Source organism: Candidatus Peribacteria bacterium (assembly GCA_023038255.1).
Lineage (GTDB): Bacteria > Patescibacteriota > Gracilibacteria > Peribacterales > Peribacteraceae > CALREJ01.
Map to the genome: position 1 here is coordinate 732,815 of CP082927.1, position 22,641 is coordinate 755,455.

At 51.6% G+C, this 22,641-nt stretch carries 25 protein-coding genes and 2 tRNA genes; 12 read left to right on the forward strand and 15 right to left on the reverse strand.

The window, feature by feature from the left end; genetic code table 11:
• The first annotated feature begins 91 nt into the window (after positions 1-91).
• Positions 92-1,501: a pyruvate kinase gene (pyk, locus tag K8942_03470; protein UPA22098.1), complete on the forward strand. Its 1,410-nt coding sequence runs from the start codon at positions 92-94 to the stop codon at positions 1,499-1,501.
• A gap of 66 nt (positions 1,502-1,567) precedes the next feature.
• Here the strand turns inward: pyk and K8942_03475 are convergent, their stop codons facing one another.
• Positions 1,568-1,900 (reverse strand): hypothetical protein, encoded by a 333-nt coding sequence (locus tag K8942_03475; protein ID UPA22099.1) that lies wholly within the window; start codon positions 1,898-1,900, stop codon positions 1,568-1,570.
• Positions 1,901-1,921: 21 nt separating this feature from the next.
• The gene (rsmH, locus tag K8942_03480; protein UPA22100.1) at positions 1,922-2,809 is read right to left on the reverse strand and encodes a 16S rRNA (cytosine(1402)-N(4))-methyltransferase RsmH; all 888 of its coding nucleotides are present in this window, start codon (positions 2,807-2,809) and stop codon (positions 1,922-1,924) included.
• 209 nt (positions 2,810-3,018) lie between these two features.
• On the opposite strand from rsmH, the gene K8942_03485 reads away from it, so the two are divergent.
• Together K8942_03485 and K8942_03490 are read left to right on the forward strand one after the other, a co-directional pair.
• The gene (locus K8942_03485; GenBank protein UPA22101.1) at positions 3,019-3,573 is read left to right on the forward strand and encodes a hypothetical protein; all 555 of its coding nucleotides are present in this window, start codon (positions 3,019-3,021) and stop codon (positions 3,571-3,573) included.
• 23 nt (positions 3,574-3,596) lie between these two features.
• Positions 3,597-3,686: transfer RNA gene (locus K8942_03490), tRNA-Ser, on the forward strand.
• A gap of 96 nt (positions 3,687-3,782) precedes the next feature.
• Here K8942_03490 and K8942_03495 read toward each other — a convergent pair.
• Genes K8942_03495 through K8942_03505 form a run of 3 tightly spaced genes read right to left on the reverse strand, consistent with a single transcriptional unit; the run spans position 3,783 to position 5,316 of the window.
• Positions 3,783-4,517 carry a PD-(D/E)XK nuclease family protein gene (locus tag K8942_03495; GenBank protein UPA22102.1) on the reverse strand — a complete coding sequence of 245 codons (735 nt, stop codon included), beginning with the start codon at positions 4,515-4,517 and terminating at the stop codon, positions 3,783-3,785.
• Positions 4,518-4,570: 53 nt separating this feature from the next.
• Complete coding sequence (locus K8942_03500) at positions 4,571-4,732, reverse strand: hypothetical protein (GenBank protein ID UPA22103.1); 162 nt, start codon at positions 4,730-4,732, stop codon at positions 4,571-4,573.
• A 44-nt stretch (positions 4,733-4,776) separates the two neighbouring features.
• Positions 4,777-5,316, reverse strand: coding sequence for an RNA polymerase sigma factor (locus K8942_03505; protein ID UPA22104.1), 540 nt, complete (start codon positions 5,314-5,316; stop codon positions 4,777-4,779).
• Between the two features lie 198 nt (positions 5,317-5,514).
• Here K8942_03505 and K8942_03510 point away from each other — a divergent pair, with 198 nt between their 5' ends.
• Positions 5,515-6,381, forward strand: coding sequence for an ROK family protein (locus tag K8942_03510; GenBank protein ID UPA22105.1), 867 nt, complete (start codon positions 5,515-5,517; stop codon positions 6,379-6,381).
• 1 nt (position 6,382) lies between these two features.
• Here K8942_03510 and K8942_03515 read toward each other — a convergent pair whose 3' ends face one another.
• Positions 6,383-6,916 carry a M23 family metallopeptidase gene (locus tag K8942_03515; protein UPA22106.1) on the reverse strand — a complete coding sequence of 178 codons (534 nt, stop codon included), beginning with the start codon at positions 6,914-6,916 and terminating at the stop codon, positions 6,383-6,385.
• A 9-nt stretch (positions 6,917-6,925) separates the two neighbouring features.
• Positions 6,926-8,326 carry an NADP-dependent phosphogluconate dehydrogenase gene (gene gndA, locus K8942_03520; protein ID UPA22107.1) on the reverse strand — a complete coding sequence of 467 codons (1,401 nt, stop codon included), beginning with the start codon at positions 8,324-8,326 and terminating at the stop codon, positions 6,926-6,928.
• A gap of 54 nt (positions 8,327-8,380) precedes the next feature.
• On the opposite strand from gndA, the gene K8942_03525 reads away from it, so the two are divergent.
• A complete protein-coding gene (locus K8942_03525) occupies positions 8,381-8,815 on the forward strand; it encodes a hypothetical protein (GenBank protein UPA22108.1) in 435 nt (144 codons plus the stop codon).
• Here K8942_03525 and fsa read toward each other — a convergent pair.
• Positions 8,730-9,380 (reverse strand): fructose-6-phosphate aldolase, encoded by a 651-nt coding sequence (gene fsa / locus K8942_03530; protein UPA22109.1) that lies wholly within the window; start codon positions 9,378-9,380, stop codon positions 8,730-8,732. The genes K8942_03525 and fsa overlap by 86 nt on opposite strands.
• Positions 9,381-9,506: 126 nt before the next feature.
• On the opposite strand from fsa, the gene K8942_03535 reads away from it, so the two are divergent.
• Entirely contained in the window at positions 9,507-10,310 is an 804-nt protein-coding gene (locus tag K8942_03535; GenBank protein UPA22110.1) for a C39 family peptidase, read from the forward strand.
• Between the two features lie 64 nt (positions 10,311-10,374).
• Here K8942_03535 and K8942_03540 read toward each other — a convergent pair whose 3' ends face one another.
• From K8942_03540 to K8942_03550, 3 genes are all read right to left on the reverse strand, one after another.
• Positions 10,375-10,614: a hypothetical protein gene (locus K8942_03540; protein ID UPA22111.1), complete on the reverse strand. Its 240-nt coding sequence runs from the start codon at positions 10,612-10,614 to the stop codon at positions 10,375-10,377.
• Between the two features lie 196 nt (positions 10,615-10,810).
• On the reverse strand, positions 10,811-11,143 hold the full coding sequence (locus K8942_03545) for a tRNA-binding protein (protein ID UPA22112.1): 333 nt from the start codon (positions 11,141-11,143) through the stop codon (positions 10,811-10,813).
• A gap of 2 nt (positions 11,144-11,145) precedes the next feature.
• Positions 11,146-11,889 (reverse strand): hypothetical protein, encoded by a 744-nt coding sequence (locus K8942_03550; GenBank protein ID UPA22113.1) that lies wholly within the window; start codon positions 11,887-11,889, stop codon positions 11,146-11,148.
• A 174-nt stretch (positions 11,890-12,063) separates the two neighbouring features.
• On the opposite strand from K8942_03550, the gene K8942_03555 reads away from it, so the two are divergent.
• The 4 genes from K8942_03555 to K8942_03570 all read left to right on the forward strand — a co-directional run bounded on the left by K8942_03555 (position 12,064) and on the right by K8942_03570 (position 16,224).
• Positions 12,064-14,406 (forward strand): hypothetical protein, encoded by a 2,343-nt coding sequence (locus tag K8942_03555; GenBank protein ID UPA22114.1) that lies wholly within the window; start codon positions 12,064-12,066, stop codon positions 14,404-14,406.
• Between the two features lie 61 nt (positions 14,407-14,467).
• Positions 14,468-14,555: transfer RNA gene (locus tag K8942_03560), tRNA-Ser, on the forward strand.
• A gap of 155 nt (positions 14,556-14,710) precedes the next feature.
• The gene (locus K8942_03565; GenBank protein UPA22115.1) at positions 14,711-15,673 is read left to right on the forward strand and encodes a hypothetical protein; all 963 of its coding nucleotides are present in this window, start codon (positions 14,711-14,713) and stop codon (positions 15,671-15,673) included.
• Between the two features lie 8 nt (positions 15,674-15,681).
• A complete protein-coding gene (locus K8942_03570) occupies positions 15,682-16,224 on the forward strand; it encodes a hypothetical protein (protein ID UPA22116.1) in 543 nt (180 codons plus the stop codon).
• Positions 16,225-16,332: 108 nt separating this feature from the next.
• Here K8942_03570 and K8942_03575 read toward each other — a convergent pair whose 3' ends face one another.
• Entirely contained in the window at positions 16,333-16,968 is a 636-nt protein-coding gene (locus tag K8942_03575) for a hypothetical protein (protein UPA22117.1), read from the reverse strand.
• Positions 16,969-17,032: 64 nt separating this feature from the next.
• Positions 17,033-19,072: an ATP-dependent DNA helicase RecG gene (gene recG / locus K8942_03580; GenBank protein UPA22118.1), complete on the reverse strand. Its 2,040-nt coding sequence runs from the start codon at positions 19,070-19,072 to the stop codon at positions 17,033-17,035.
• 153 nt (positions 19,073-19,225) lie between these two features.
• Between recG and K8942_03585 the strand changes: the two genes are divergently transcribed.
• Positions 19,226-19,612 (forward strand): hypothetical protein, encoded by a 387-nt coding sequence (locus tag K8942_03585; protein UPA22119.1) that lies wholly within the window; start codon positions 19,226-19,228, stop codon positions 19,610-19,612.
• 140 nt (positions 19,613-19,752) lie between these two features.
• On the opposite strand, the gene miaA is transcribed toward K8942_03585, so the two are convergent.
• Complete coding sequence (gene miaA / locus K8942_03590) at positions 19,753-20,715, reverse strand: tRNA (adenosine(37)-N6)-dimethylallyltransferase MiaA (GenBank protein ID UPA22120.1); 963 nt, start codon at positions 20,713-20,715, stop codon at positions 19,753-19,755.
• Between the two features lie 110 nt (positions 20,716-20,825).
• Here miaA and K8942_03595 point away from each other — a divergent pair, with 110 nt between their 5' ends.
• The gene (locus tag K8942_03595) at positions 20,826-21,461 is read left to right on the forward strand and encodes an ATP-dependent Clp protease proteolytic subunit (protein ID UPA22121.1); all 636 of its coding nucleotides are present in this window, start codon (positions 20,826-20,828) and stop codon (positions 21,459-21,461) included.
• A gap of 377 nt (positions 21,462-21,838) precedes the next feature.
• On the opposite strand, the gene K8942_03600 is transcribed toward K8942_03595, so the two are convergent.
• On the reverse strand, positions 21,839-22,441 hold the full coding sequence (locus K8942_03600; protein UPA22122.1) for a hypothetical protein: 603 nt from the start codon (positions 22,439-22,441) through the stop codon (positions 21,839-21,841).
• Positions 22,442-22,641 lie beyond the last annotated feature (200 nt).

Genomic DNA, 22,641 nt, shown 5'->3' on the forward strand with positions numbered 1-22,641 from the left:
GCATTCTTTGCAGTTTTAATCCAGAACAAGATTGGGCAAGCTTCCATTTATATGCTAAAACATGGGCTCCCTTCTTTCCTTCCTCTTTCCCATGCGTCTCACAAAAATCATCTGCACTTTGGGCCCCGTTTCCAATTCTGCTGAGAAAATCTACGAATTGCAGCAGGCGGGCATGAATATTGCCAGAATCAACTTTTCGCATGGATCGCAGGAAGGTCATCAGAAAACAATCCAGACAATAAAGCAAGTCAATGCAGAAAAAGGCTGCTGCATCTCGCTGCTGCTTGATACGAAAGGAGCAGAAATCCGCACAGGAGATGTCACGGAACCGATTGTCATTGCAAAGGATCAGGAAGTGATTTTCTCGCACACACCGGTCACCGATGCCACCCGCCCGGTTATCGCCATCAACTATAAGGAGTTTGCGAAAGATGTGGCGGACGCAGAAACCATTCTGCTTGATAACGGCGTGATGTCTTTTGAAGTGGTTAAAATCAATGATGACGGATCGGTGATTGCAAAATCGCACGACGACGGGAGTATCGGCTCACGCCGCCATGTGAACCTCCCGGGTGCCGATATCAGCCTGCCGTCCATGACAGATAAAGACTGGAGCGATCTTGAACTCGGCATCAAGGAAGATATGGACTACGTCGCACTCTCCTTCATCCGTACAGCAGAGGAAGTGAAGGAAGTGAACGAATTTCTGAAGAAGCACAACAGCCCGATGCGCACGATCACAAAAATTGAAACACGCCAGTCTGTCGCAAATATTGATGCGATTATTGATGAGTCCGACGGCATCATGGTCGCACGCGGTGATCTCGGTGCAGAAATTCCCTACGAACGTATTCCTGCTATTCAGGACATGATCGTCCGCAAGTGCCGCCACAAAGGGAAGCCGGTGATTGTCGCAACGCAAATGCTCGAAAGCATGATCGAAAACCCGATGCCGACGCGCGCGGAAGTCACAGACATCGCCCATGCCGCCACTACACGTACAGATACCACCATGCTCTCCGGAGAAACAGCAGCCGGTCAGCATCCACTCGGATCTGTGCAGGCAATGAACAAGATTCTCGAAGAGACAGAAAAGCACCAGTCATCGGATCATCAGACCGATAACATGTGCATGCTCGGTGAGCGCGGAGCACTTGCAGAGGCTGCGGTCAGCATGGCTCTCTCCCTGGGCGCCCCTGCTATTTTAGTCCTCACGCGCAGCGGCAAAACCGCTCAGGCTGTCAGTCAGCTGCGTTCAAACCTGCCGATCATCGCCTGCACTGCAGACCCGCGTGTCGAACGCTTCATGCAGATTTTGCACGGCGTCTTCCCTGTTCATATCGAGAAAGACGATGACAATACAGATGAGACCCTTGCTCTTGCCTATGCTGCAGCCATTAAAAAAGGTTTGCTCACCGCTGGTCAGCAGGTTGTAGTTGTTGCAGATACACAGACGACCGATGGACCGGTGCACTCTGTGCATGTGAGAAAGGTATCCTAAGAAAAATTCGACATATGAAATGAAAAATCCGAGCGTAGAAATACAATCGGATTTTTTTCTGTTCGATTATCGGCCGGTCTCCACAATATATTTCGTATTTTTCGCCGGCACCATCGCCTGTACTTTCGGATCCTGCTGCAACTGTTCGAGAGCCTGCTGCTGCGCTATCTGCATGTTCTGCACTTCTTCACTGAGGAGCAATTGTGAACGCTGACGCTCAAGCGTACGGAGTCTGTACCCCGTCGTCGCGTTCGCGTTCTCGTGGAAGAGAATCAGGAGCGCAAGAAGAAGAATCAGCGATCCGATCGCAACCATCAGAAGCATCGTGCTCTGGTCAACGAGCGTGCCGAGGGAGGAACGTTTGGTGACAGCCGATGTGCGGGATGTAAACGCAGACACAGGGATGAGGACGGCATTCTACTACCGACGACGCAGAATGCGAAACTTGACGCTTCGGGCGCGCGGGTTTGCAGCAATCTCTGCTGCGTCCGGAACCACTGCTTTGGTGGTCACCAATTCAAATGCAGCGTCCACGGAAATCTTTCCGGTAATGGGATCTTTTTCCGGTGTGGTAAGCGCACGGAACGCCTGCTTCACCATTCTGTCTTCCAGGGAATGAAAACTGATGACACCCATCCGTCCGCCAGACTTCAGGAGAAACGGCCCCGTCTCAAGCAGTGTCTGCAGCACCCCCAGCTCATCATTCACCGCCATGCGCAATGCCTGGAAAATCTGAGGCAACATCGATTTTGCCTTAAACGTAAACACAGATTCGATGACTGCTCGCAGCTCCGTGGATGTTGTGAACGTCTTCCCGGCAAGCTCTTTCCCGATGCGCCGTGCCGGCTGATACAGTTCCCCGAAATCCCGCATAATCTGCGCAATCTCCTCTTCCGATGCATGTTCGATATACTGCGATGCCGAAAACCCTATCGATTGGTCAAACCGCAGATCCAGCGGAGATTCTGCACGAAATGTAAATCCCCTCTCCGGATCATCCACATGGGGCGAACTGAGTCCCAGATCCGCAAACAGAATATCGACAGGCTCAAGTTCCAATTCCGGCAAACGACCGAAATTCACATGATGAAGTGTGACGCGATCGCCGAATATTGAGAGCTTTTCACGTGCAAAAGCGAGATTTGTCGCATCTGCGTCCAGTCCGACAAACTCTCCATCCGGGCCTGTCGCCTGCAAAAAACGTGTCGCATGTCCCGCAAGTCCCAGCGTGACATCAAGCACCCTCTCCCCTGTCTTTGGCTTGAGGAATGAGAGGGCTGTTTCTTCGAGCACGGGAATGTGAGTCATGGGTCCGGTCATAAGATGGCTAAAGTGTATAGGATTGCTGATTCTGAGCAATATTTTGAGGTATCCGGTATGAGAGGATTATTGTATACAATATTTATTCAATCTATGGGGAGAATCGGCTCATAACTATCAAATTTTGAACCTATTTAATGATTTGAATACGCCGTCTATAATTGACAAAAGTGAATAAAAGTCTATTATGTGCTTCTATGCTTCAGATCGTCTCCATACTTTTTGGCTTGGCAACGGTATCTTCGGTCAATTCGACCGTTCTGCAGCCCATCCCTGTTCATGAGTGGGTTCCGCAGCAGCATGATCGCTTTATTGCTGATACAGAAGCCAATCAGGGCTACATCGTGCATATGAACGGTTCCTATACAACATTCAAGATCGGATCAGGGCAGAAAAAGACACTCCGGTACATCGGAAAGACGTATAACGGAGCCACGCCGGAGGAGCTCTGGACAGTCAAATCCACGACCATCCAGCGCGACCGCGGGACATTCGGCAAAAGCGGCCTCTTTTTGCGCCTCTATATGGACGGCGAGTACGAGACCAATTACGGCATTCACGCCACCGGCAACATTGATGAAATCCTGGCTGAGGATGACCGCTACAAGAGTATGGGATGCGTGCTGGTGTCTGATGAGGTCTTGGAGATTCTGGCTATGACGTATGCATTAAATGACAACACGCTGGAAGTCGCGACCGTGAAAGGACTGCCCGTCATGGCCAACAAAAGCACACTGGCAAAGAGTTTGTAATTGCATATACTGCCACTACTCACGGAGAGGTGGCCGAGTGGCTGAAGGCACCACACTGCTAACGTGGCAGGCTCGCAAGAGTCTCGAGGGTTCGAATCCCTCCCTCTCCGCCAGCCTTCGCAAAGCGAAGCTGTCCGTCGTAGCAAGAACGAAGGTGGACGCGAGTTTATTGAACGAAGGGCTATGGCTGGCAAGTCACTATAAAAACATCACTCTACTCCGCGCGCATCTCTCCGGTACACACACCACTCGCAGTCTTCGACGTGCGGAGGCGGCAGATCGGCCTGCAGGCACTCATGGGCACCGAGAAGCGCATCATTGATCCACCCATCATTCCCTTCATAGGGAAGCATTTGCAGAGTGAATTCAAGCATACGGTCGAACATGTCTTTGTCCTTGATGGCATTCGCGTAGACGATGTACCCGGTTGAGGAGACGGCAAATCCGCTCGCACGCAGCAGCCACTGATAACATTCCATCTGACGCTTGTACGAATCACGGCCATCGAGCGAAAGAGTGGCAATGGTACTTGTCGCTTTGTAGTCGACAACGATGAGCTCCCCTTTTTCATTCACCCAGATGTCATCGGGAATGCCAAACAGCAGAAAATTTGTCGGTGAGTGCAGGACACGGATGCCTTCCGGTGAATCGCGCCACGTAAGAAAGTCTTTGTGTCGGAACGGAATCGCTTCCACACCGCAGGCGATCATCATCGGATGTGCCTCCCCTTTTGCGCGGTACAGATCGAATTCTTTTTTGAGGAGCGCATCCACTGCAAGATTGAGTGAATACGGCAGACTGTCGATACGCCCGATACCGAGACGGCGATCTAAATAAAAGCAGCGTGGACAATCCAGAAAAAGTTCCAGCTTGGATCTGCTGAGCGGATAGGGCTCAGAAGAGTCTGGACTGTAGAGATTGCGGGTGCGCATACGATGGAGCATACCAAAATCCCCGGCGGTATGCCGGGGACAGTGGATAGTACAAACGGTTACTATCAGTGGGAAATGGCGATGGGAGAGAGTTCCATGCGCACATATGCCAGCGCAGGGCGAGCCTGAATAGCTGTAATCAGCTCATTTTTCAGGGACAACTTCTCGTCATCGGACAGTCTCTCTGATCGTGCATCCCGGAAGAAGCGCGAGAGCGACAGGTCCATAAAAAGGGTGGGAGAGGAAATAAAACAAAAATAGAAAGAACAGGTCAGTACGCCGTAGCAAGGCAGGAACGAAGCTGCTTCAGGCCGCGGTAGATACGGACGGACACGGTGTTAGCGGATTCGCCCGTTACTTCCGCGATTTCGGACGGAGACAATTCATTCACATAGCGCATGACAATCATCTCGCGGTAATTGTCATCCAGATGTGTGAGAGACCGCATGACGCGGGAATGTTCGATTTTGGACTGCATGATGGGGGTTTCATCAAGACCCGGATCAAATCCGTCTTCCTGGAGCTTATCCAGTGACATTTCTTTCTTCTTCCGCGCTTCATCTGCAAGCAGATTGTTCGCAATACGATAGAGGAACGCACGCATGTTCTGGACTTCTCCGCCTTTCGACAGATAACCCCACATACGCATGAATGTTTCCTGCATGAGATCCTTCCCGCGCTCGCGGTCGAACGCACGGAAGTAACAGTGACGGAAGATGGCATCGGCATAGGCATCGTATGCAGCCAGGAATTCTCGCTCGACTGCAGAGGAGGCATCTGCAACCGGGAATGTAACAGCGGGTGGTGCCATAGAAATAGGGGGAAATGAATCTCAAATTCTGAGGCATGACGCCCGATTTGTCACCGTCATTTTGCCATTTCCAGGGCATATTGCATTGACGATAGACCCTCTTTTTTCCGCAGTAGTATGCCAAAAAATCAATGTAATCCTCCATTATACTACGAAGTGAACAGTGCGCCAAGAAAATGATCGTGATAATCTAACGATATGAAAAACACCTCAGTCATCGGTATTGATCTTGGCGGAACGAAAACCATCATCGCACGGTACGACGCAATAACCTATGAGAGACAAACCGAAGAACGTATTGCAACAAATGCATCCGCAGGTCTGGACATTGTTCTGCGTGACTGCATGCAGATCGCAGCAAAAATGCGCACACCCACGACAACGGGGGTCGGGGTCGGTATTGCGGGGCTCATCCGCCAACCGGAAGGTGTGGTCATCCATACACCGAATATCAGCGCCGGAAAAAATATCCGTGCAAAAGAACTCCTGGAAAAAGAACTGAAGCTGCCCGTCCGCGTCGCGAATGACGCAGGATGTTTTGCACTGGCAGAGGCAATGCTCGGTGCAGGAAAAGGAAAGAAGATTGTGGTCGGGATTACAATGGGAACAGGTGTAGGCGGCGGTATTGTGATTGATGGGAAAATATTCGGCGGCAGCCACGGATTCGCCGGTGAAATCGGACACATGCTCCTGATGCCGGGAAAGCCCCCGTATCATACAGACGACATGCGCGGAGATGTGGAACAGTTTCTGTCCGGAACCGCGATGGGACGCCGTTGTACGGCCGCACAGAAGCCGCAGGATTATCTGGAAGGAGAAGTGTGCGACTGGTTGCAGCCGCACGTGTTTGAGGAAACGGCCTGGCTCGCAACGAACCTCACGTACCTGCTGAATCCGGATATTATTGTTTTTGGCGGAAGCGCCGGCCGCGCCCTGATGCCGCACATGTCAAAAGTACGGGACGAGCTCAAGAAGTGGACACTACCGGAAACTCCCCTCCCGGAACTTGCGGTTGCAGCACTGGATGGATCCGGGGCACTCGGAGCAGCGTTGCTCCTGAAGTAAATCACGCAATCACGCGCTTCAGATACTGTGCATCCGAAAAACTCATCGTCAGATACTCTTGTGCAAAATCCGTGAATTCCGCGTCATGGTGTAGATCTTTATCGAGCCAGAGACGCGTCAATTCCGTCACATCTATTGCGCCGTCATAGCCGTTGTCTTTATTCAGTACGGCACCGTTTGCAAGCAGTTTATATGTCCAGTGCAGATGTGCAGCTGTGCAAAATCCGCTCATACCGCTTTTCCCGACAGGATCCCCCTGCGACACACTCTGTCCGTTTTGCACACTGACCTCTGAGAGATGTGCGAGCAGACTGTACCGTCTGTCGCTCTTGAGAACGACATGCAAGCCGTAGCCCTTGGTTCCATCGTCTTTGATAGTCGCAATCCCATCGTTCGGAGCGTAAATCGTCGTCCCGATATCCACACCAAAATCGATACCGTTGTGTCCCAGATACCCGAACTGACTGTAGATTTCCGGATTCTGACCGAATCCCTGTGTGACAACCGGCGTACCGGGAAGAGGAGAAAAGATCATAGTGATAGCTTAGGAATTCCACTCCACATGGAAGCTGCCCTCTTTATCCAGACGCTCAAAGGTGTGTGCTCCAAAGAAATCACGCTGTGCCTGGATGATATTCTGCGGGAGACGTGCGGTGCGGTAGGTGTCGTAGTACCAGAGCGAGGAGCTGATGGCAGGAAGAGCAATGCCGCGGAGAGCTCCGATCACCACCACATGGCGCCAGGCAATCTGTCCGTCGCTGAAACGCGCACGGAGCGCAAGACCTGCGTCACGATCACCTGCAAATGCTTTCTGATACTGCTCCACCATACTGCTGCGGATAATGCAGCCCCCTCTCCAGATACGGCAGATTTCGGAAATATTGAGGTTCCATTTTTCCTGTTTGGATGCTTCGCTGATGAGCTGCAATCCCTGTGCATACACATTCAGCATAGAAAGCTCGAGTGCCATGCGCACCTCCTGAATCAGCTCAGTACGATCGACGGTAATCTCATCCACAATAAGCGGTGTCGCGGCAGCCTGCATCACACGGAAATCTTTTGCGCCGGACATAATACGCGCATCGACTGCAGCAGTAATGCTCGGAACGGAAACGCCGTAGTTGAACGCAGCTTCCGTCGTCCACTTGCCGGTCCCCTTCTGTCCTGCAGCATCTTTGATGACATCCAGAACATCCGCTCCGGTCTCCGGATCTTTTTTCGTAAAAATCTTTGCCGTAATTTCCATCAGGAATCCACGGAGTTCATTGCTCGTACTCCACTCGGTAAAGACCGTCGCCATTTCCGCATTGGTGAGCCCCCCAAGGCGTTTCAACAGATCGTAGCTTTCGGCAATCATCTGCATCATGCCGTATTCAATGCCATTATGAACCATCTTCACAAAATGACCCGCACCGCCTTCGCCAATGTACGCTACGCACTTTCCCCCGGCGCCATCATCGGCAGCCATCAATGTAAGAAGAGGTTTGATATATTCAAACGCATCCTTGGACGCACCGGGCATCATACTCGGGCCGTTCAGTGCCCCCTCTTCGCCGCCGCTGACACCCATTCCCATGAAGTGAATCTGTTTTGCAGCAAGCTCCGTAAACCGTCTCTGTGTGTCGCTGTAGTGGCTATTTCCTCCATCAATCAGAATATCGCCCGGCGACAGATGCGGCAGAAGTTCGGCGATGACATCATCAATGGGCTGGCCGGCTTTGACCATAATCAAAATCGCGCGGGATGGTGCGAGTGATGCGCAAAGCTCCGCAACAGTCTTGCAGGCAACAAATTGGCCTTCCGTTCCGTGGTTCTTGATAAACTCCTCCATTTTTTCTGTCGTGCGGTTGAAGACTGATACCATCGCACCGTTTCTCGCTGCATTACGGGCGAGATTGCTTCCCATGGTACTAAGGCCGATGACGCCGAGAGCGGGCAGAGACATATGTTCTTGTGTAGCATAGCACCTCTCCCATAGAATCACTCCCTTTTTTCTTCTATGACAGAATCACACGCAGAAGCGGCAGAAGCAATGGATCGTTTCAACGGCTACTTTCCTTTCAGCGAAGTCAAAAACATGCCCGACGAACTCTCTCTTGCCCTGGAAAATGTGTCCCAGGAGAGCAGGACAGAATGGGAGAAAATCTATTTTTCCATGCGTGAAACATTTCTGACACAGATCAATCGCCTTAAAAATCCGGAGACTGTGCTTCATCCTTTCAATAACGCATCACTGGAACAACCATTTGATGATACTGACCTGCGTCAGGTGGAATGGGGTGCCTTGGTCAGACAGATTGAAAACAAGTATGCAGGATTGCTAATGATGCTCAAAGAAATTGCGCACTCTACTTCTTCTTTGCAGTCACTTTCGCCCAGTCATCCTGAAACTTCTTCAGCCCCGCATCCGTCAGCGGGTGAAGTGGCAGCTTAGCAAAGACATCGAACGGAAGCGTGCAGATGTGAGCGCCCGTTTTCGCTGCGTCGACAATGTGACGCGGATGACGCGTGGACGCGACGAGCACTTCGCAATCAAAATCGTAGTTGTCCCAGATATCCATAATTTCATCAATGAGTGCCATGCCGTCTTCGGAAATATCATCCAGGCGTCCGATGAACGGACTGATGATGTTGGCACCGGCCTTTGCAGCAAGCAGCGCCTGCGATGCACTGAAGATGAGTGTGGTGTTCGTACGGATTCCTTTGGAGCGGAAATACCTGAGAGCCTTTAAACCTTCGGTCGTCATCGGGACTTTTACGTACACGTTCTTGTGCCACTTTGCGTATTCCGTTCCCTGCTTCTTCATTCCTTCAAAATCGGTTGCGGTCACCTGCGCACTCACGCACGGCGCATATTTGCACATTTCAATCACGGTTTTTTTGAAATCTTTCCCCTCTTTCGCAACGAGCGACGGGTTGGTGGTCACGCCATCAAGGACGCCCCAGCTCGCAACGAGTGCTACCTGTTCAACATTTGCCGTGTCCAAAAATAATTTCATGAGTGTGATGGGAAAGAAGCAATGCGATGATACAACGAATGCAGACGCTATGCACGATGCTTCTGAAAGAGAGGCACCACATTTTTGTCTTAGGAGGAGTATAAGAATCATATCCTTCCTCACACTATGATGCGTCCCTTTCCACTTATTCTTGCCGGCATCGCGATTGTCAGCGTCGGCACCTACGCCACCATCGCCTACTATCAGCAGCCGGATGTTGTGTTCCCGCTCGGAAATGAATCGTCATCTCTATCCACTATCGGGCGATCATCAACAAACACCTCTGCCTCCTCTGCAACATCGGTCACCTCGTCCGCCGCTGCAGCAACATCATCCACTGCAACAGAAAACTCCAACGACGATCTCCCCTCTTCCGTCCGCATCGACGTTCCGTTTGCCTCACAAGCCCCTTTGCAAAACTGGGACGCACTGCATCAGGAAGCATGCGAGGAAGCATCACTCATTCTTGTGAAATATTTCCTTGAAGGAAAAACAATCACGCCACAAACCATGGAAGATGAAATCCAGAAACTGGTCGCATGGGAAACAGCAAACGGCTACAAAATCGACGTCGACACCGAAGAGCTCCTGACCATCGCGAAAGAATTGTACGGACTGAACGGACGCATTGTGACAGATGTCAGCGTCGAGAGTCTGAAGCGCGAACTTGCTGCAGGAAATCCGGTCATTATCCCTGCCGCCGGTCAGACACTCGGAAACCCGTACTTCTCCGGTGACGGTCCTCCGTACCACATGCTTGTCGTTGTCGGCTACGACAGCAAAAACTTCATCACCAATGACGTCGGCACCCGCCGCGGCGAAGGCTACAAGTACGATTACGATACGCTCATCAACGCTATTCATGACTGGAACGGATCAACGGATACGATCCTGAGCGGACCGAAGAAGATGCTGGTAATTACAAAGTAAAAAAGCCCCGGCTCCCGACAGACATCGAGAGCAAGGGCGGCGGCACTGTCACAAAGAATCTTTCTCACTCCTTCTGGATAACCAGACGTTGTGAGCCGTGACAAGCGACTACGCCAATCTGGTCGCCACTGGCAACATTATTCAATGTCACCGGCTCATCCCCTTCCATGGTAATCGTCAGGCAGATCGGATCAGCGGACTCATGGCGGACCAAAAGAATATTGTCCGCATGCACCAGGAATTCGATCGGCGTTGTGCAGGAAACCGTTCCGATTTTGGTTTCCGTGTATGGCGCGAATTCCACGGAATGTGCTGTACAACGGGCGTATAGTCGCAACTCAATTGCCAGCCAGTAGTTTTGGTGCTGGTGAGCAATCAAGGCGCCATCGCTTCCGACCTTTAGAGAAACGCTTCCCATCATTATTCTCCGTGTAACAGTGCTTTTAATTGTAAACCAAGCGATTCTTGGCTTGAATATTATAAAATTTTTTACTAAAAAGTCAATATAACCTGCCACCCAGCAGAACGGCAGTATCTGGCTGAATCAGGACCACTTCCCCATTCTCATCAGGAACTCCGAGTGTCAGAACTTCCGAAATGAACGGCCCGATCTGTCGCGGCGGAAAATTCACCACGCAGAGAATCTGACGACCGATAAGATCATCAATACTATAACGAGCCGTAATTTGAGCCGATGATCGCTTGATGCCAATCTCAGCTCCGCAATCAATCGTCAGTTTGTAGGCAGGTTTGCGCGCTTCCGGAAACGGTTCTGCGGCAATAATTTTTCCAACACGGATGTCGAGAGCCTGGAAGTCATCAATGGTTGCCATCCTTATTCAACAGAAACAGGAAGCGGATTTTTCCGGACGCGTTCCGGCCATGTTTCAAATGGAGGCAATGGCTCGCCGATCAAATCATTTCTGTCGAAATATGCCTTCATCTCCCCTGTCACAATAAAAATTGTCTGCGCTACCTCACTCAACAAATCAAAAACAATTGCTCGCGGATCTCTATCGATGAGAGGTTCATTTCTATTGGCCTGATCCTCCATGATTCCATCCATACCAGTTTTCGAAGACTTGGGGGCAAGCGCACTGATGCCACTTGCAACCGTGCCACTCATTGTTCGCAAAGAGCTTTTAAGACCAAAGCTTCCATACCCCTGGGGGGCGACCATCATGGTATTTAACAGAGCTGGCTGCAATTCTTCTGCAAGCGCAGTGACTGCTTCTGCAAACGCCGGCATCTGCGGATCTGCATCAATAACGCCGTTCATGCGCTCCCGCAGCACTGTCCATTCTCCGGGTAAAAATATCTGGCCGTTTGCTGACACTTTTTTCGCAGCCTCTCGAACAGAACTGATAATAGCCAATGCCATAGTCGAAAAAGCACTGGGTCTCTTATTGGCTTCTTCGCGCCATGCATCCAATGCTTCCCATCGACACTCTCCAATCGTCAGACCTAATTGCTGGCTCAGGTAGAGCGATTCCTGCAACGGGGGCGACGCATCTGCCGGTTCCGGGGTTATCGACTCATCAACGGCATCAAACCACTGACGGGTAAGGTTCAGATTCATAGGAAGAAAGGAAGGATAAACCGAACATACACCGGTTTTCTGTTATGTCTACAGTCTTTCAAAAAGGCTCAAGACACTCTTCGACGAGCTCCAGCCGTCGCCCAAGGGGCTATGGCCGGCAGGCAGAGTGACACTGTATACTCCCCGTAATCTCAACCTCATCCCTCAATCTCAATGCTCACATCCCGCCCCGACCGCAAAGATCTCATTGGAAAAGATCCGTCCATTGTCCCCATGTCCGCCCAGCGCGTGCTTGCGGCAAATCCGGAGCTGGAAACTATCTGGATTGGACCGAACGATGGAGTGACGTTGAGCGATGACGAACGGAGGCAGTACGAACTCGCACACAAGATCATGTGTCACCTGTGCATTCAGGCACCGTTTGATCATCAGTCCGGACATCCGGGTGGCCCGCTCTCGTCTTTCACGTTTGCCTACATGCTCGGAAAAATCCGCAATCCGCATGTGGATCAGCCGCTCAGAATCAGCGCCGGACATCTCTCGCTTCTGGCGTACGGACTCCAGTGGCTGTTTGGTCGCGAAGGTCATGACGCACGCCTGGCAAACCCGCAGGCGATTATTGATCACTTCCGCATTCCAAACGGTCTCCCCGGCCACGTCGAAGCGGATATCGGCGATATTCCCTTTGGCACCGGCCCGCTCGGCAAAGGATTAAGCCACGGACTCGGCACGGCGTTCGGTCTCAAGTATCAGAAGAAAGACGGTATTGTCGATGTGCTGATTGGTGACGGCGACAGTCAGGAAGGACAGGTGGCGGAAGCACTGCGCCTCGCGTCGCATCTGAAACTCGATAACCTGATTGTCCACGCGGACGTAAACGACATTCAGCTGTCTGATCTCCCGAGCAAAGTCGTTGCCGCCGATATTGCATTGATCGCACACGCAGCCGGCTGGCACGTCATTGAAGTACAGAACGGCAACGATCCGGCTCAGGTAGCAGCAGCACTGAAGAAAGCAGAAACCCTCCGCACATCCAGCAAAGAAAAGCGTCCAACCTTCATCTGTTACTATACAACGATGGGCTACGGCGTTGCCGTGATGGAAGCGGGATCGAACACCGGGGCAAAAAACTATCATGGTGCCCCCTTAAGCAAAGATGAGTACGAAGCGTCGCTGAAAGACATGCCGAGTCTGGCAGAAGTCGTGAAATCCTACGAACCGTTCCACGCTGCAGAGTTCAAACGCTACACAGCGGATTCCAGAACAGAAACCGATCTCGTGATCGACTGGACAGTCAGCAAGGACTACAAGCGCACAATCACCACAGAGAAAGGTGCCGCGCGCAAAGACCTCGGCGCCACCCATCTGAAGAATCTGATGAAACATGATCACCGCATCGTCGTGCTCCATGCGGATCTCGCGGGTTCCGGTGGGTTTGATAAAGTGCAGAAAGAATTTCCTGACCGCGTGATCAATGTCGGAGTCGCCGAAGCAAACATGTACATGATGGCCGCCGGTATGCGCCAGAGCGGACTACTCCCTATTACCTACACCTTCGCCGCATTCGGCACCAACGAAGCACGCGCGAATGCCCGTCTCATTGATATCAACTGCGGTCACACCCGCTGCGGCGTCATTCACGACTGTACACACTCAGGACTGAGCGTCGGCGAAGACGGCGAGACACATCAGGAACAGAACTATCTAAATATTCCTTTCCGTCACACACAGGTCTGGATGCCGGGTGACAGCAATCAGGCAGGAGCGATGGCAGAGAAAGCACTGGAAATTATCAGCGAGGGCTATGAGTCCGTGTACATTTTCTCTCCGCGCAGCGATCATCCGCAGTTGCTCTCCCCGAATGGTGAACCGATTTACGGCGCTGACTATCAGTACGATAACAAAGCAGATCTCATCCGCGGTCACGGCGATGCGCTCGATGACATCACGGTAATTGCATCCGGTCTCGCGCTGCACGAAGCAGTGAAAGCGGTAGACAGCCTGATGACCGTGGAACGCAACAAGCGCAGCATCCGCCTTCTGAATCTCTCAAGCATCCGCCCTATTGATGCCGCAGCAATCATGCAGGCCGCATTTGAAACGCAGCATCTCGTCGTGGTGGAAGATCACAACACCGAAGGCGGCATTGCATCGCAGGTTGCGGATATTATCGCTGACTTCCAGCTCCCCTGCTCGCTGCGCAGACTGGGACTCAATCAGTTTTTCCCATCCGGAAAAGCAGAAGACCTTCTCTTTTTTGCAGGAATTGATGCCGACAGTATTGCCGATGCAATTGAAGACGAGCTCCACACGGAAGTAACCGGTGGCGAAGATGCGTTCGTCTCCTCGGTTTACATGATGACTAACCGTCTGGGTGCCAGCCGCTTCCGCGAACAGGCACAACCGTTTGTCGATATGCTCATCAACAACAAAGGCTATCTGGAGGGACTCCGTCAGGCATGGAAAGCCCGTTCCGTTCCGTCGGACAAACTACCGAAAAATGACGATTTGCGGCGCAGACTTGGGCTTGTGGAAGAGCTAAAGTTCGAGGATTGACGTTTTGCCATAGCAGCAATTTTCTCTAGAAGCCGAAAGCCGAAAGCTATAAGCTGACTCTGGAGAGATGGCTGAGTGGTCGAAAGCGCCTGACTTGAAATCAGGTGAGCCGCAAGGTTCCGTGGGTTCGAATCCCACTCTCTCCGCCAGCCTTCGCTAAAGCTACGGCTGGCCTGCGGCTTTTTGGATACAAAGCTGCAACTGGAAACGGCCTTTTCCTCAAACAAAAACCCACGAATCCGCGTGTGTTGTTTTTGCAAAAACGCTATACTGGAGCATCCGTTTGCATTCCCCTTTCCTTCCCATGAAACCAACCACCTCTCTTGCAGTGCTCCTTCCGCTTTTGGCACTCACTGCCTGCTTCACATCGACTACGTCCAACAACGGACAGTCATCTGTGCCGTCTATCAGCAGTGCTGCTATCCAGGAAACAAAGAACGTCACCTACCAGGGAACATTGATGGCTGCCGGTGCGAGTATTTTTATGGAAGGCACACACAAGCTGCAGCTCGAAGACGGTCGCTTTATTATGCTGCAGAGCACGGCGGTTGATCTCGATGCGTATCTGAACCAGAAAGTCGAACTCCTCGGTGCTGTCCGCCCGACAACCGAAGCGGGAGGCATGATCATGCGCGTGGAAAATATCGCATCACGCGAACCAAGCAGCAGCTCTGTCATGAGCATGACCGCTTCTTCTTCCTCACTCTCTTCTGTGGCAAGCAGCAGCGCACTCTCATCAGCTGCAGCCGCCGCATCTGTCACGGCACAGAGTTCGAAGAGCGCCGTTGCATCATCCACTATTGCTGCATCCAGCGCAGCTCCCGTTGTATCCAGCGCCGCAGTGGTGACTCCGCAGTCTTCCTCTGCCGCATTCGAAGCATCCACAGAACTCACGGAAAAAGCAGCCATTATGGCAAAAGACAATATGGCACCGAGCCTCTGGACACAGCGTTACTGCACTAAGACCGCAGCCTACTGTGTGGCAGTCCACAAGAACTGGTACTTCACCTCTTTTGGTGCAACATCCACCACCCTCTGGCACGTGGAAGTCGGACCACAGGAAATCAATAACATCGGCGAAGGCCCGCTCAGCGTCAACCTTGTCAGCGGTTCCACCAGCATGGACGGCCAGGTGAAAGCAGAAGCAGGAGGCGTTGTCGGGTATAAGGAATGGACAAATAACCGTCACTTCGAAATCCGTGGACCGTCCAATCTGCAGACTGCCATCAGCTACATGCTCACGACTCTTGTCGCCAACGATCAGTAATCCTCCCCATGCCCCTTTTTTCGTACATTGCCCGGGACGAACGTGGCCGCATCGATCGCGGTACCATGGACGCAGCGTCTATGGACAGCGTGCGTGAGTCCCTGAAGGCCAAGGGATTGAGCGTCGAGGAGATACTGGAAACACGCATCCCGGTCGCACAGGCGCGTCCTGTCGGTTTTACGCCATCCATGCCCTGGACCACCATTGAAGATAAGAAAGAGGAAAAGAAAACCGAAAAAGCGATGGAAACAGAAGAGCGGGCGTATATTCCCCTGATTGAAACTCTCCGCCTTTTTGCCGGCTGGCTGCTTGCCTGGTACGGCGCCGTGTATCTGCTCGGAAACCTGACCCTGCAGGAAAAGCTGCCGGTCTATATTCCGTATCTGAATGCGCTCTTCACATCATCTCTCGTCCTGCGGTTCACCTTCGGCACCTTCCTGTTCCTGCTTCTGACGTCTCTCTATAGCGCGATGGGGCGCGGCGTCGGGAAAGGCATTGTGCTGACAATTATGGGAGTGGCGATGTTTGTGCTGTTTCATTTGAATGTTTGATGAGGTTTTAGCTTCTAGCTTTCAGCTTTTAGGTTAAGTGGAAATTTAAATAAAAAAGCGGCCCGAAGGCCGCTCACTGTTTCTTCATCTTAATCTCATCCCCCAATCTCAAAGTCCAAGCTGCTTTCTGATGTCATCCGCAGCCGCCTGTTCCTGCTGCTTGGCTCCTTCCTGCACGGATACAGACTGCAGATCCTGCCAGTCCTGACTATGCTTCTGTTCGAGCTTCATGAGCTGTGTGAGGTGCTTTGGGGATAGTTCGCTGAACTTGCGGCGCTCTTCTTCCAGAATTTTCTGCAGTTCGTCGACCTGGAACTGGCTGAGGTTCGGGATCGCCTTGATAATGCGCCACTTTTCGTCGCGTGTGAGGGAAATGCTACCGCGCAGCAAGCTGAGGAAGCGCTGTTCGTCGAACTGGGTGTTCTCATGTGGGGGAACAAGTATATTCTCATTGGACAGCTGGTCGGCAATGGAACCGAAACGGTAGTTACCGACTTCGCCAAGAACACGGATATCTTCATCGTCGTATCCCATTTCTTTCGTTGCCTCTGTTCCAACTGGAGGCGGAGGCGGGCCCTGATCCTGCGGCGGGTTGCCACCTGTGCCATCATCATCGCCTGTCTGTCCGCCTGCGGGCGCAGGAGGAGCGGGAGGCGTTGCAAACACCATGGATGGATCGATACCACCTGCAGGGACATCGTCACCGGGGCGTGGTGGGGTCGGAAGTGTCTGATCGTCTGCCATACAAAAAATGGGGAGAAAACAGAGATAGTCTACCGTTTCATGGCTGTTTGACAATAAAAAATCATTACGCAGCCCTGTCTCCACTCATCCCCATCGCCTTTTCCGCCGCATGCCTGGCACGCAGAATGAATTCGGGCTGGAACAGGTTTGGGAAGCGGAAATCCGGGAGTCCGCTCTGACGCACACCGAAGAGTTCTCCCGGGCCACGCAGCTTGAGGTCAATCTCTGCGAGGTGGAATCCGGAGTCGTACTGTTCCATCGCCTTCAGTCGCGGAGAACGGGACTGTTCGGCAGTTGTCGTAAACAGGAAACAGTAACTCTGAAAATCACTGCGCCCGACGCGTCCGCGGAACTGATGCAGCTGTGCAAGACCAAACCGTTCTGCGCCTTCGATGACGATGATCGTGCTATTGGGCACATCGATGCCGACTTCAATCACCGATGTCGACACGAGAATGTCTGATTCTTTATTTTTGAATCGGCGTAAAATATCTGTCTTATCCGCAGGCAACATTTTTCCGTGCAGCATCATAATGTTTCTGTGCGGAAATCCGTCGCGCAGACGCTTCACTTCCTGCTCCACGCTTTTCACATCTTTGATTTCCTCCGCTTCCGATCCGGTAATGAGCGGACACACCACAAACACCTGTCGTCCTTCTGCAATCTGATGATCGATAAACAGTTCCACAGTTTTACGGTCATCCGGCGACACCACTTTTGTCTGGATGATTTTTCTGTTCCCGGGTTTTTCAAGAAGCACCGAGAGATCGTGATCACCGTACGCCGTGAGCGCGAGCGTGCGCGGAATCGGTGTGGCAGTCATTGCGAGGAAATGCGGATTACCTTTGTCCTTCAGTCTCGCGCGCTGATTCACACCGAAGCGATGCTGCTCATCGACAATCACCAGCTTCACATCTTTGAACTGCACCGAGTCTTCAATGAGTGCATGTGTGCCGATGACAATATCAACCGTTCCGTTCGCTGTTCCCATTTTTATATTTTTCGAATCAGGTGCAGGTGTAGAGCCTGTGAGTAACTCCACGCGTGGTAATGGAAATGTCATGCCACTCTCCGAATGTTCCAAAACGTAGTTATAAAAATTCAAAAGAAGACGTGAGATGTTTTCCGCATGCTGCCGCGCCAAAACTTCTGTCGGTACCATGAGCGCACATTGACCGCCCGCACGTAGCACTGTCGCCATCACCGCGACTGCAACCAGTGTTTTTCCGGAACCAACATCTCCTTCGAGCAGTCTCGACATCGGTACATCTTTTTCCATGTCGCGCAGAATTTCGTAGATCGCAATTTTCTGACTGCCGGTCGGCTGAAATTTCAGTGATGCAAAAAAGGTTTTGATGAGCTCGCTGTCCATGGGAATCATCAATCGTGTCTGATGCTCCCCCTGCCACATTTTTTTCCGCTCGAGTGCCTCGACCTGCACCGCATACATTTCTTCAAATGCGATACGCTGCTGCGCGCGTTCCACATCATCCGGTTTTTCCGGAAAGTGTAACGCCATCACTGCATCTTTACGTGACATGAGTTGCTCATCATCCACGACAGATTGCGGAAGCGTTTCGGCAATGAGAGAAATTGCATCTTTGATGAGAACCATTTTTTCACGTAACCATTTTGTGCTGATGAGGTCATGTTGCGGATAAATCGGAACGAGTCGTCCTGCATGCACGAGCGGCTGCTTCCCCACTGCCTCAAACTGCGGACTCTGCATTTGCAGCCGGTAACTTTTCTCAGAAATTTTTCCGGTCAGCACAACTTCCGATTCTTCGGCGAGCATCCGTTTGATGTGCGGCTGATTGAACCACACAGCATCGAGCGTCGTTCCCTGTGTATCGGTAAATACCGTACTGACTATCACACGTCCGCCGCGAATGCGGACCGTCTTCAATTCCCCGATCGTTCCGCGGAGTGTCACCTTCTCGCCCAGCGGCGAATCGGCAATCGTCTGGATCTGGCTCAGGTCCTCATGCGCCCGTGGCAGATACATCAGCAAATCCCCCACCGTTTTTATATCCATGCTTTCGAGCACATCCAGGTGATCCTTGGTTGTGCGCAGTGCATCTTTGAGCGGAGTACGGAGATTCATTGGTCAGAGTGTAGCAACGTGTACTGACGTACACCATTTATTTCAGGAGTACGAGGATGACGAAGAATACAAGGAAGACGAGGAAATTTCTTCACACTCTTTGTACTCTTCGTACTCCTCGTCATCCTCGTACTCCTCCGGTATACTTTATCCATGCCCGACTTCGCACAATCCATCAAAGACCACGAGAATCTTCCGGAAGATCAGCAGAAAAAAGCAGGTCAAGCCATCAGCGGAAAAATGGGCGCGGAGCACGAGGAGTTTCTAAAAACAATTTTGAAGCTGCTCGACGAAAAACAGATTGATACCACCAACCCGCACTCATTCATCAACACAAAGATCTACGACGGAATGCCGCAGGACTGGAAAGGAAAAACCGACCTCGCACTCATCAATATCGCGCACCTCATGCGGTTGATTGAGGAATTCTACAAATCAAAGCAGACACCGAACGAATCCCCTCACCTGCAGCAGATGATTGAGGAATTATGGCAGATGAAGCAGCGGATTGAAGAAAAGTACGACGTCTTCAAATTTTAAAAGTACGTCACTCTGCGCTTATCAAAAAGCAAAAGGGCGGAGTTCCCGCTTCATATGCGTAAAGACGTATATGTGCTGCACACAGTCATGATGCCAGAAAAGGTAGGGATCACTGTGCGGAACTCCGGTGGGCCATGGTATTACACCTGTTGCCGCATGTCGATCCATTTGATGCGCTCGTCATCGCCCCACCACCACGTCATTTGCCGCTTTGCGTATTGACGGGTCTTTGAGGCTATTAATTCAACAAGCTCACCTTTGTCCTGCTCATCATGCTGCAGCCACGCGATGATTTCCCGGTAGCCGTGACTTTTCATCCCAAAATCTTTTGATGTGTACCCCCGATCCAGCAATCCTTCCACTTCTTCAATCCACCCTGCATCAAGCATCAACTCGGTGCGTTTGTCGATTCTCTCCGTAAGAATATCTCGCGGCCAGTACATACCGAGCTGCAGAATCTGGTACGGCGGCGGAATGGTCTTTTTTAAGAGCGACGGAATCACACCGGTTTTTTCGTACAGCTCCAGCGCACGCACCACATAGCGCTTGTTCTGTGCCTGGAAATTTTTTGCGGTAACAGGATCCAGAGAAAGCAACCGGTCATACAGCGACCAGCCGTCATCAATATCCCATTCCTTTTCAAGTTTTGCGCGCAGCTCCGGATCAACAGGAGGCAATGGATCGAGGCCATCCACAACCGCGCTGATATACAGCATCGATCCCCCGACCAGAATCGGCACCACACGACGACGATGGCAATCATCAATCAGATCCGTTGCTTTCTCTTTGTACCAGGCAATGCTCACATCCTCTGTGGGATCAAGCACATCAAATAAGTGATGCACCACCCCCCTCTTTTCTTCCTCCGTGATCTTTGCCGTGCCAATATTCATATGTGTATAAAGCTGACGCGAATCTGCATTGATGATTTCGGCGTCCATCCATCCAGTCGGCTGCTTTTCGCGGATGAAGTGCGCAACATCAACAGAAAATTTTGTTTTTCCGCTCGCAGTCGGGCCAAGGACCACAATCAGCGGCTGAATGGAACCACCGAGAAGATCGGTGACAAGATCCTGCCATTGGTCGCTGCGTAGAATCTCCATATTTTTCTGGAACATTACACCATATTCACTGTACCGTGCATAGACAGCAAACCGTAGTAAAAGTGTATAATACAAATGAATTCCCTATCTCTTTTTCTTAAAATTATTCTATGGATCCACGCATTCAATCCATCTACGCAGGAATCTCCCGCGGCCATATAACGCCTCAGAACTTTATTATCCCGACTGTCATTGAAAAAACACAGTTCGGAGAGCGCGCCTACGACATTTACTCCCGTCTGATGGAAGAGCGCATCATTTTCCTCGGCACACAGATCAATGACGATGTCGCAAACTCGATCATCGCCCAGCTGCTGTTCCTGGAAAAGGAAGATGCAAAGAAAGACATCACTCTCTACGTGAACTCCCCGGGTGGACAGGTGACTTCCACACTCGCGATGTACGACACGATGGAACACGTCAAACCTGATGTGTCCACAGTCTGTCTGGGTATGGCTGCATCCGGCGGTGCCGTCATTCTGATGGGAGGAGCCAAAGGAAAGCGCTTCGCTCTCAAGCACTCTGAAATCATGATCCACCAGCCACTCGGAGGAACAGAGGGTCAGGCAACGGACATTGCGATTCACGCAGAGCATATTGTGAAGATGAAAAACATGCTCAATGAACTGATCGCTCATCACACCGGGAAGAAGCTTGAACAGGTGAAGCTTGATACCGAACGTGATAAGTTCCTGTCTTCGCAGGAAGCTTTGGAATACGGATTGATTGATAAGATTGTTGACTAAAGACTATTACAAGATGAAAGCCCGTAGAGATGCGGGCTTTTTTATTGATAGCGGGATTAGCCCTCTCCCCGCCCCTCTTCCGTTCCGGGCGAGGGAGTTCTCCTGGTTCCAATAAAACAAAGAAGTTCCACCAGGTCCATTTTCGCAGAGCGAAAATGAAGGCCCGTGGGGTGGAGTCCGGCCACCCGGGGGGTGAAGGGGCAAGCGGAGGGGCGGCTGGCCCGGACCGCACTTTTTGATTCTTTTTGCTGCACGGACAAAAAGAATGCCCCCGCGGCAGCGGCCCCGGCTTGCCGGCCGAAGCTTTAGCGAAGGCTGGAGGGCATACAAAAAAGAGCCTCATTCCTGAGACTCTTTTTCAAAATCAATCTAAGACCTTAGATGCTCTTCGGCATTGTCTTCTTAGCTGGCGCCTTCTTCGGTGCAGCCTTTTTGACTGGAGCCTTCTTCGGCATGGATTTTACCGGAGCAGAGACTGTGCTCTTCATGGGAACAACAGGAGCCGGAGCATCCACGTCGCAATCACAATCAGTACCGCACTCACAGCTATCACCGCAGCATGCACCGCAGTCCTTCGGACCTGTCGCCTTTACGACAAGAAGGAACACAATAATCCAGACAAAAGCATTCATTGCAGGCGGCATCGTGTCGCCCAGAGAAATACCGGAAACCGCAGACTTCAGCATGAGTCCTGCAGGGATAGAAGCAAGAGCGAGGCCGGTTGCCCAGACACCAATGCGTGTCAGCAGGTTGAAGACCAGCGACAGACCGCCGACAATCATGAGGAGCGGCATGAGGTATCCCCACACTGTTCCGATACCGACGAGCCAGTCCGGACCGAGTCCGTTACCAACAGACGTCGCGAAACCGGATGCATCACGATAGTGCGCGATGCCCGTGAAAACGAGAGACAAACCGAAACCAACCCGTACGATGGTGCGGGCAATCCACTTGTTGTGGTCGGAAGTTGAACAACACATAAGAAAATCTGGGGAAGAAACGGAAGTGGTCCATAGTTTGAACCAAAGCCAGAAACACCACAAGCGATGGCCGAATAATCGGAGTCGATGTGCAAGGAAAAATTCCTAGTTATCACTAAGTGATGAGTGATGAGTGATGGGTTATGAGGGATAAGGAATTTTTTTATATTACTTCATAAAAGCATCCCATAACCCATAAC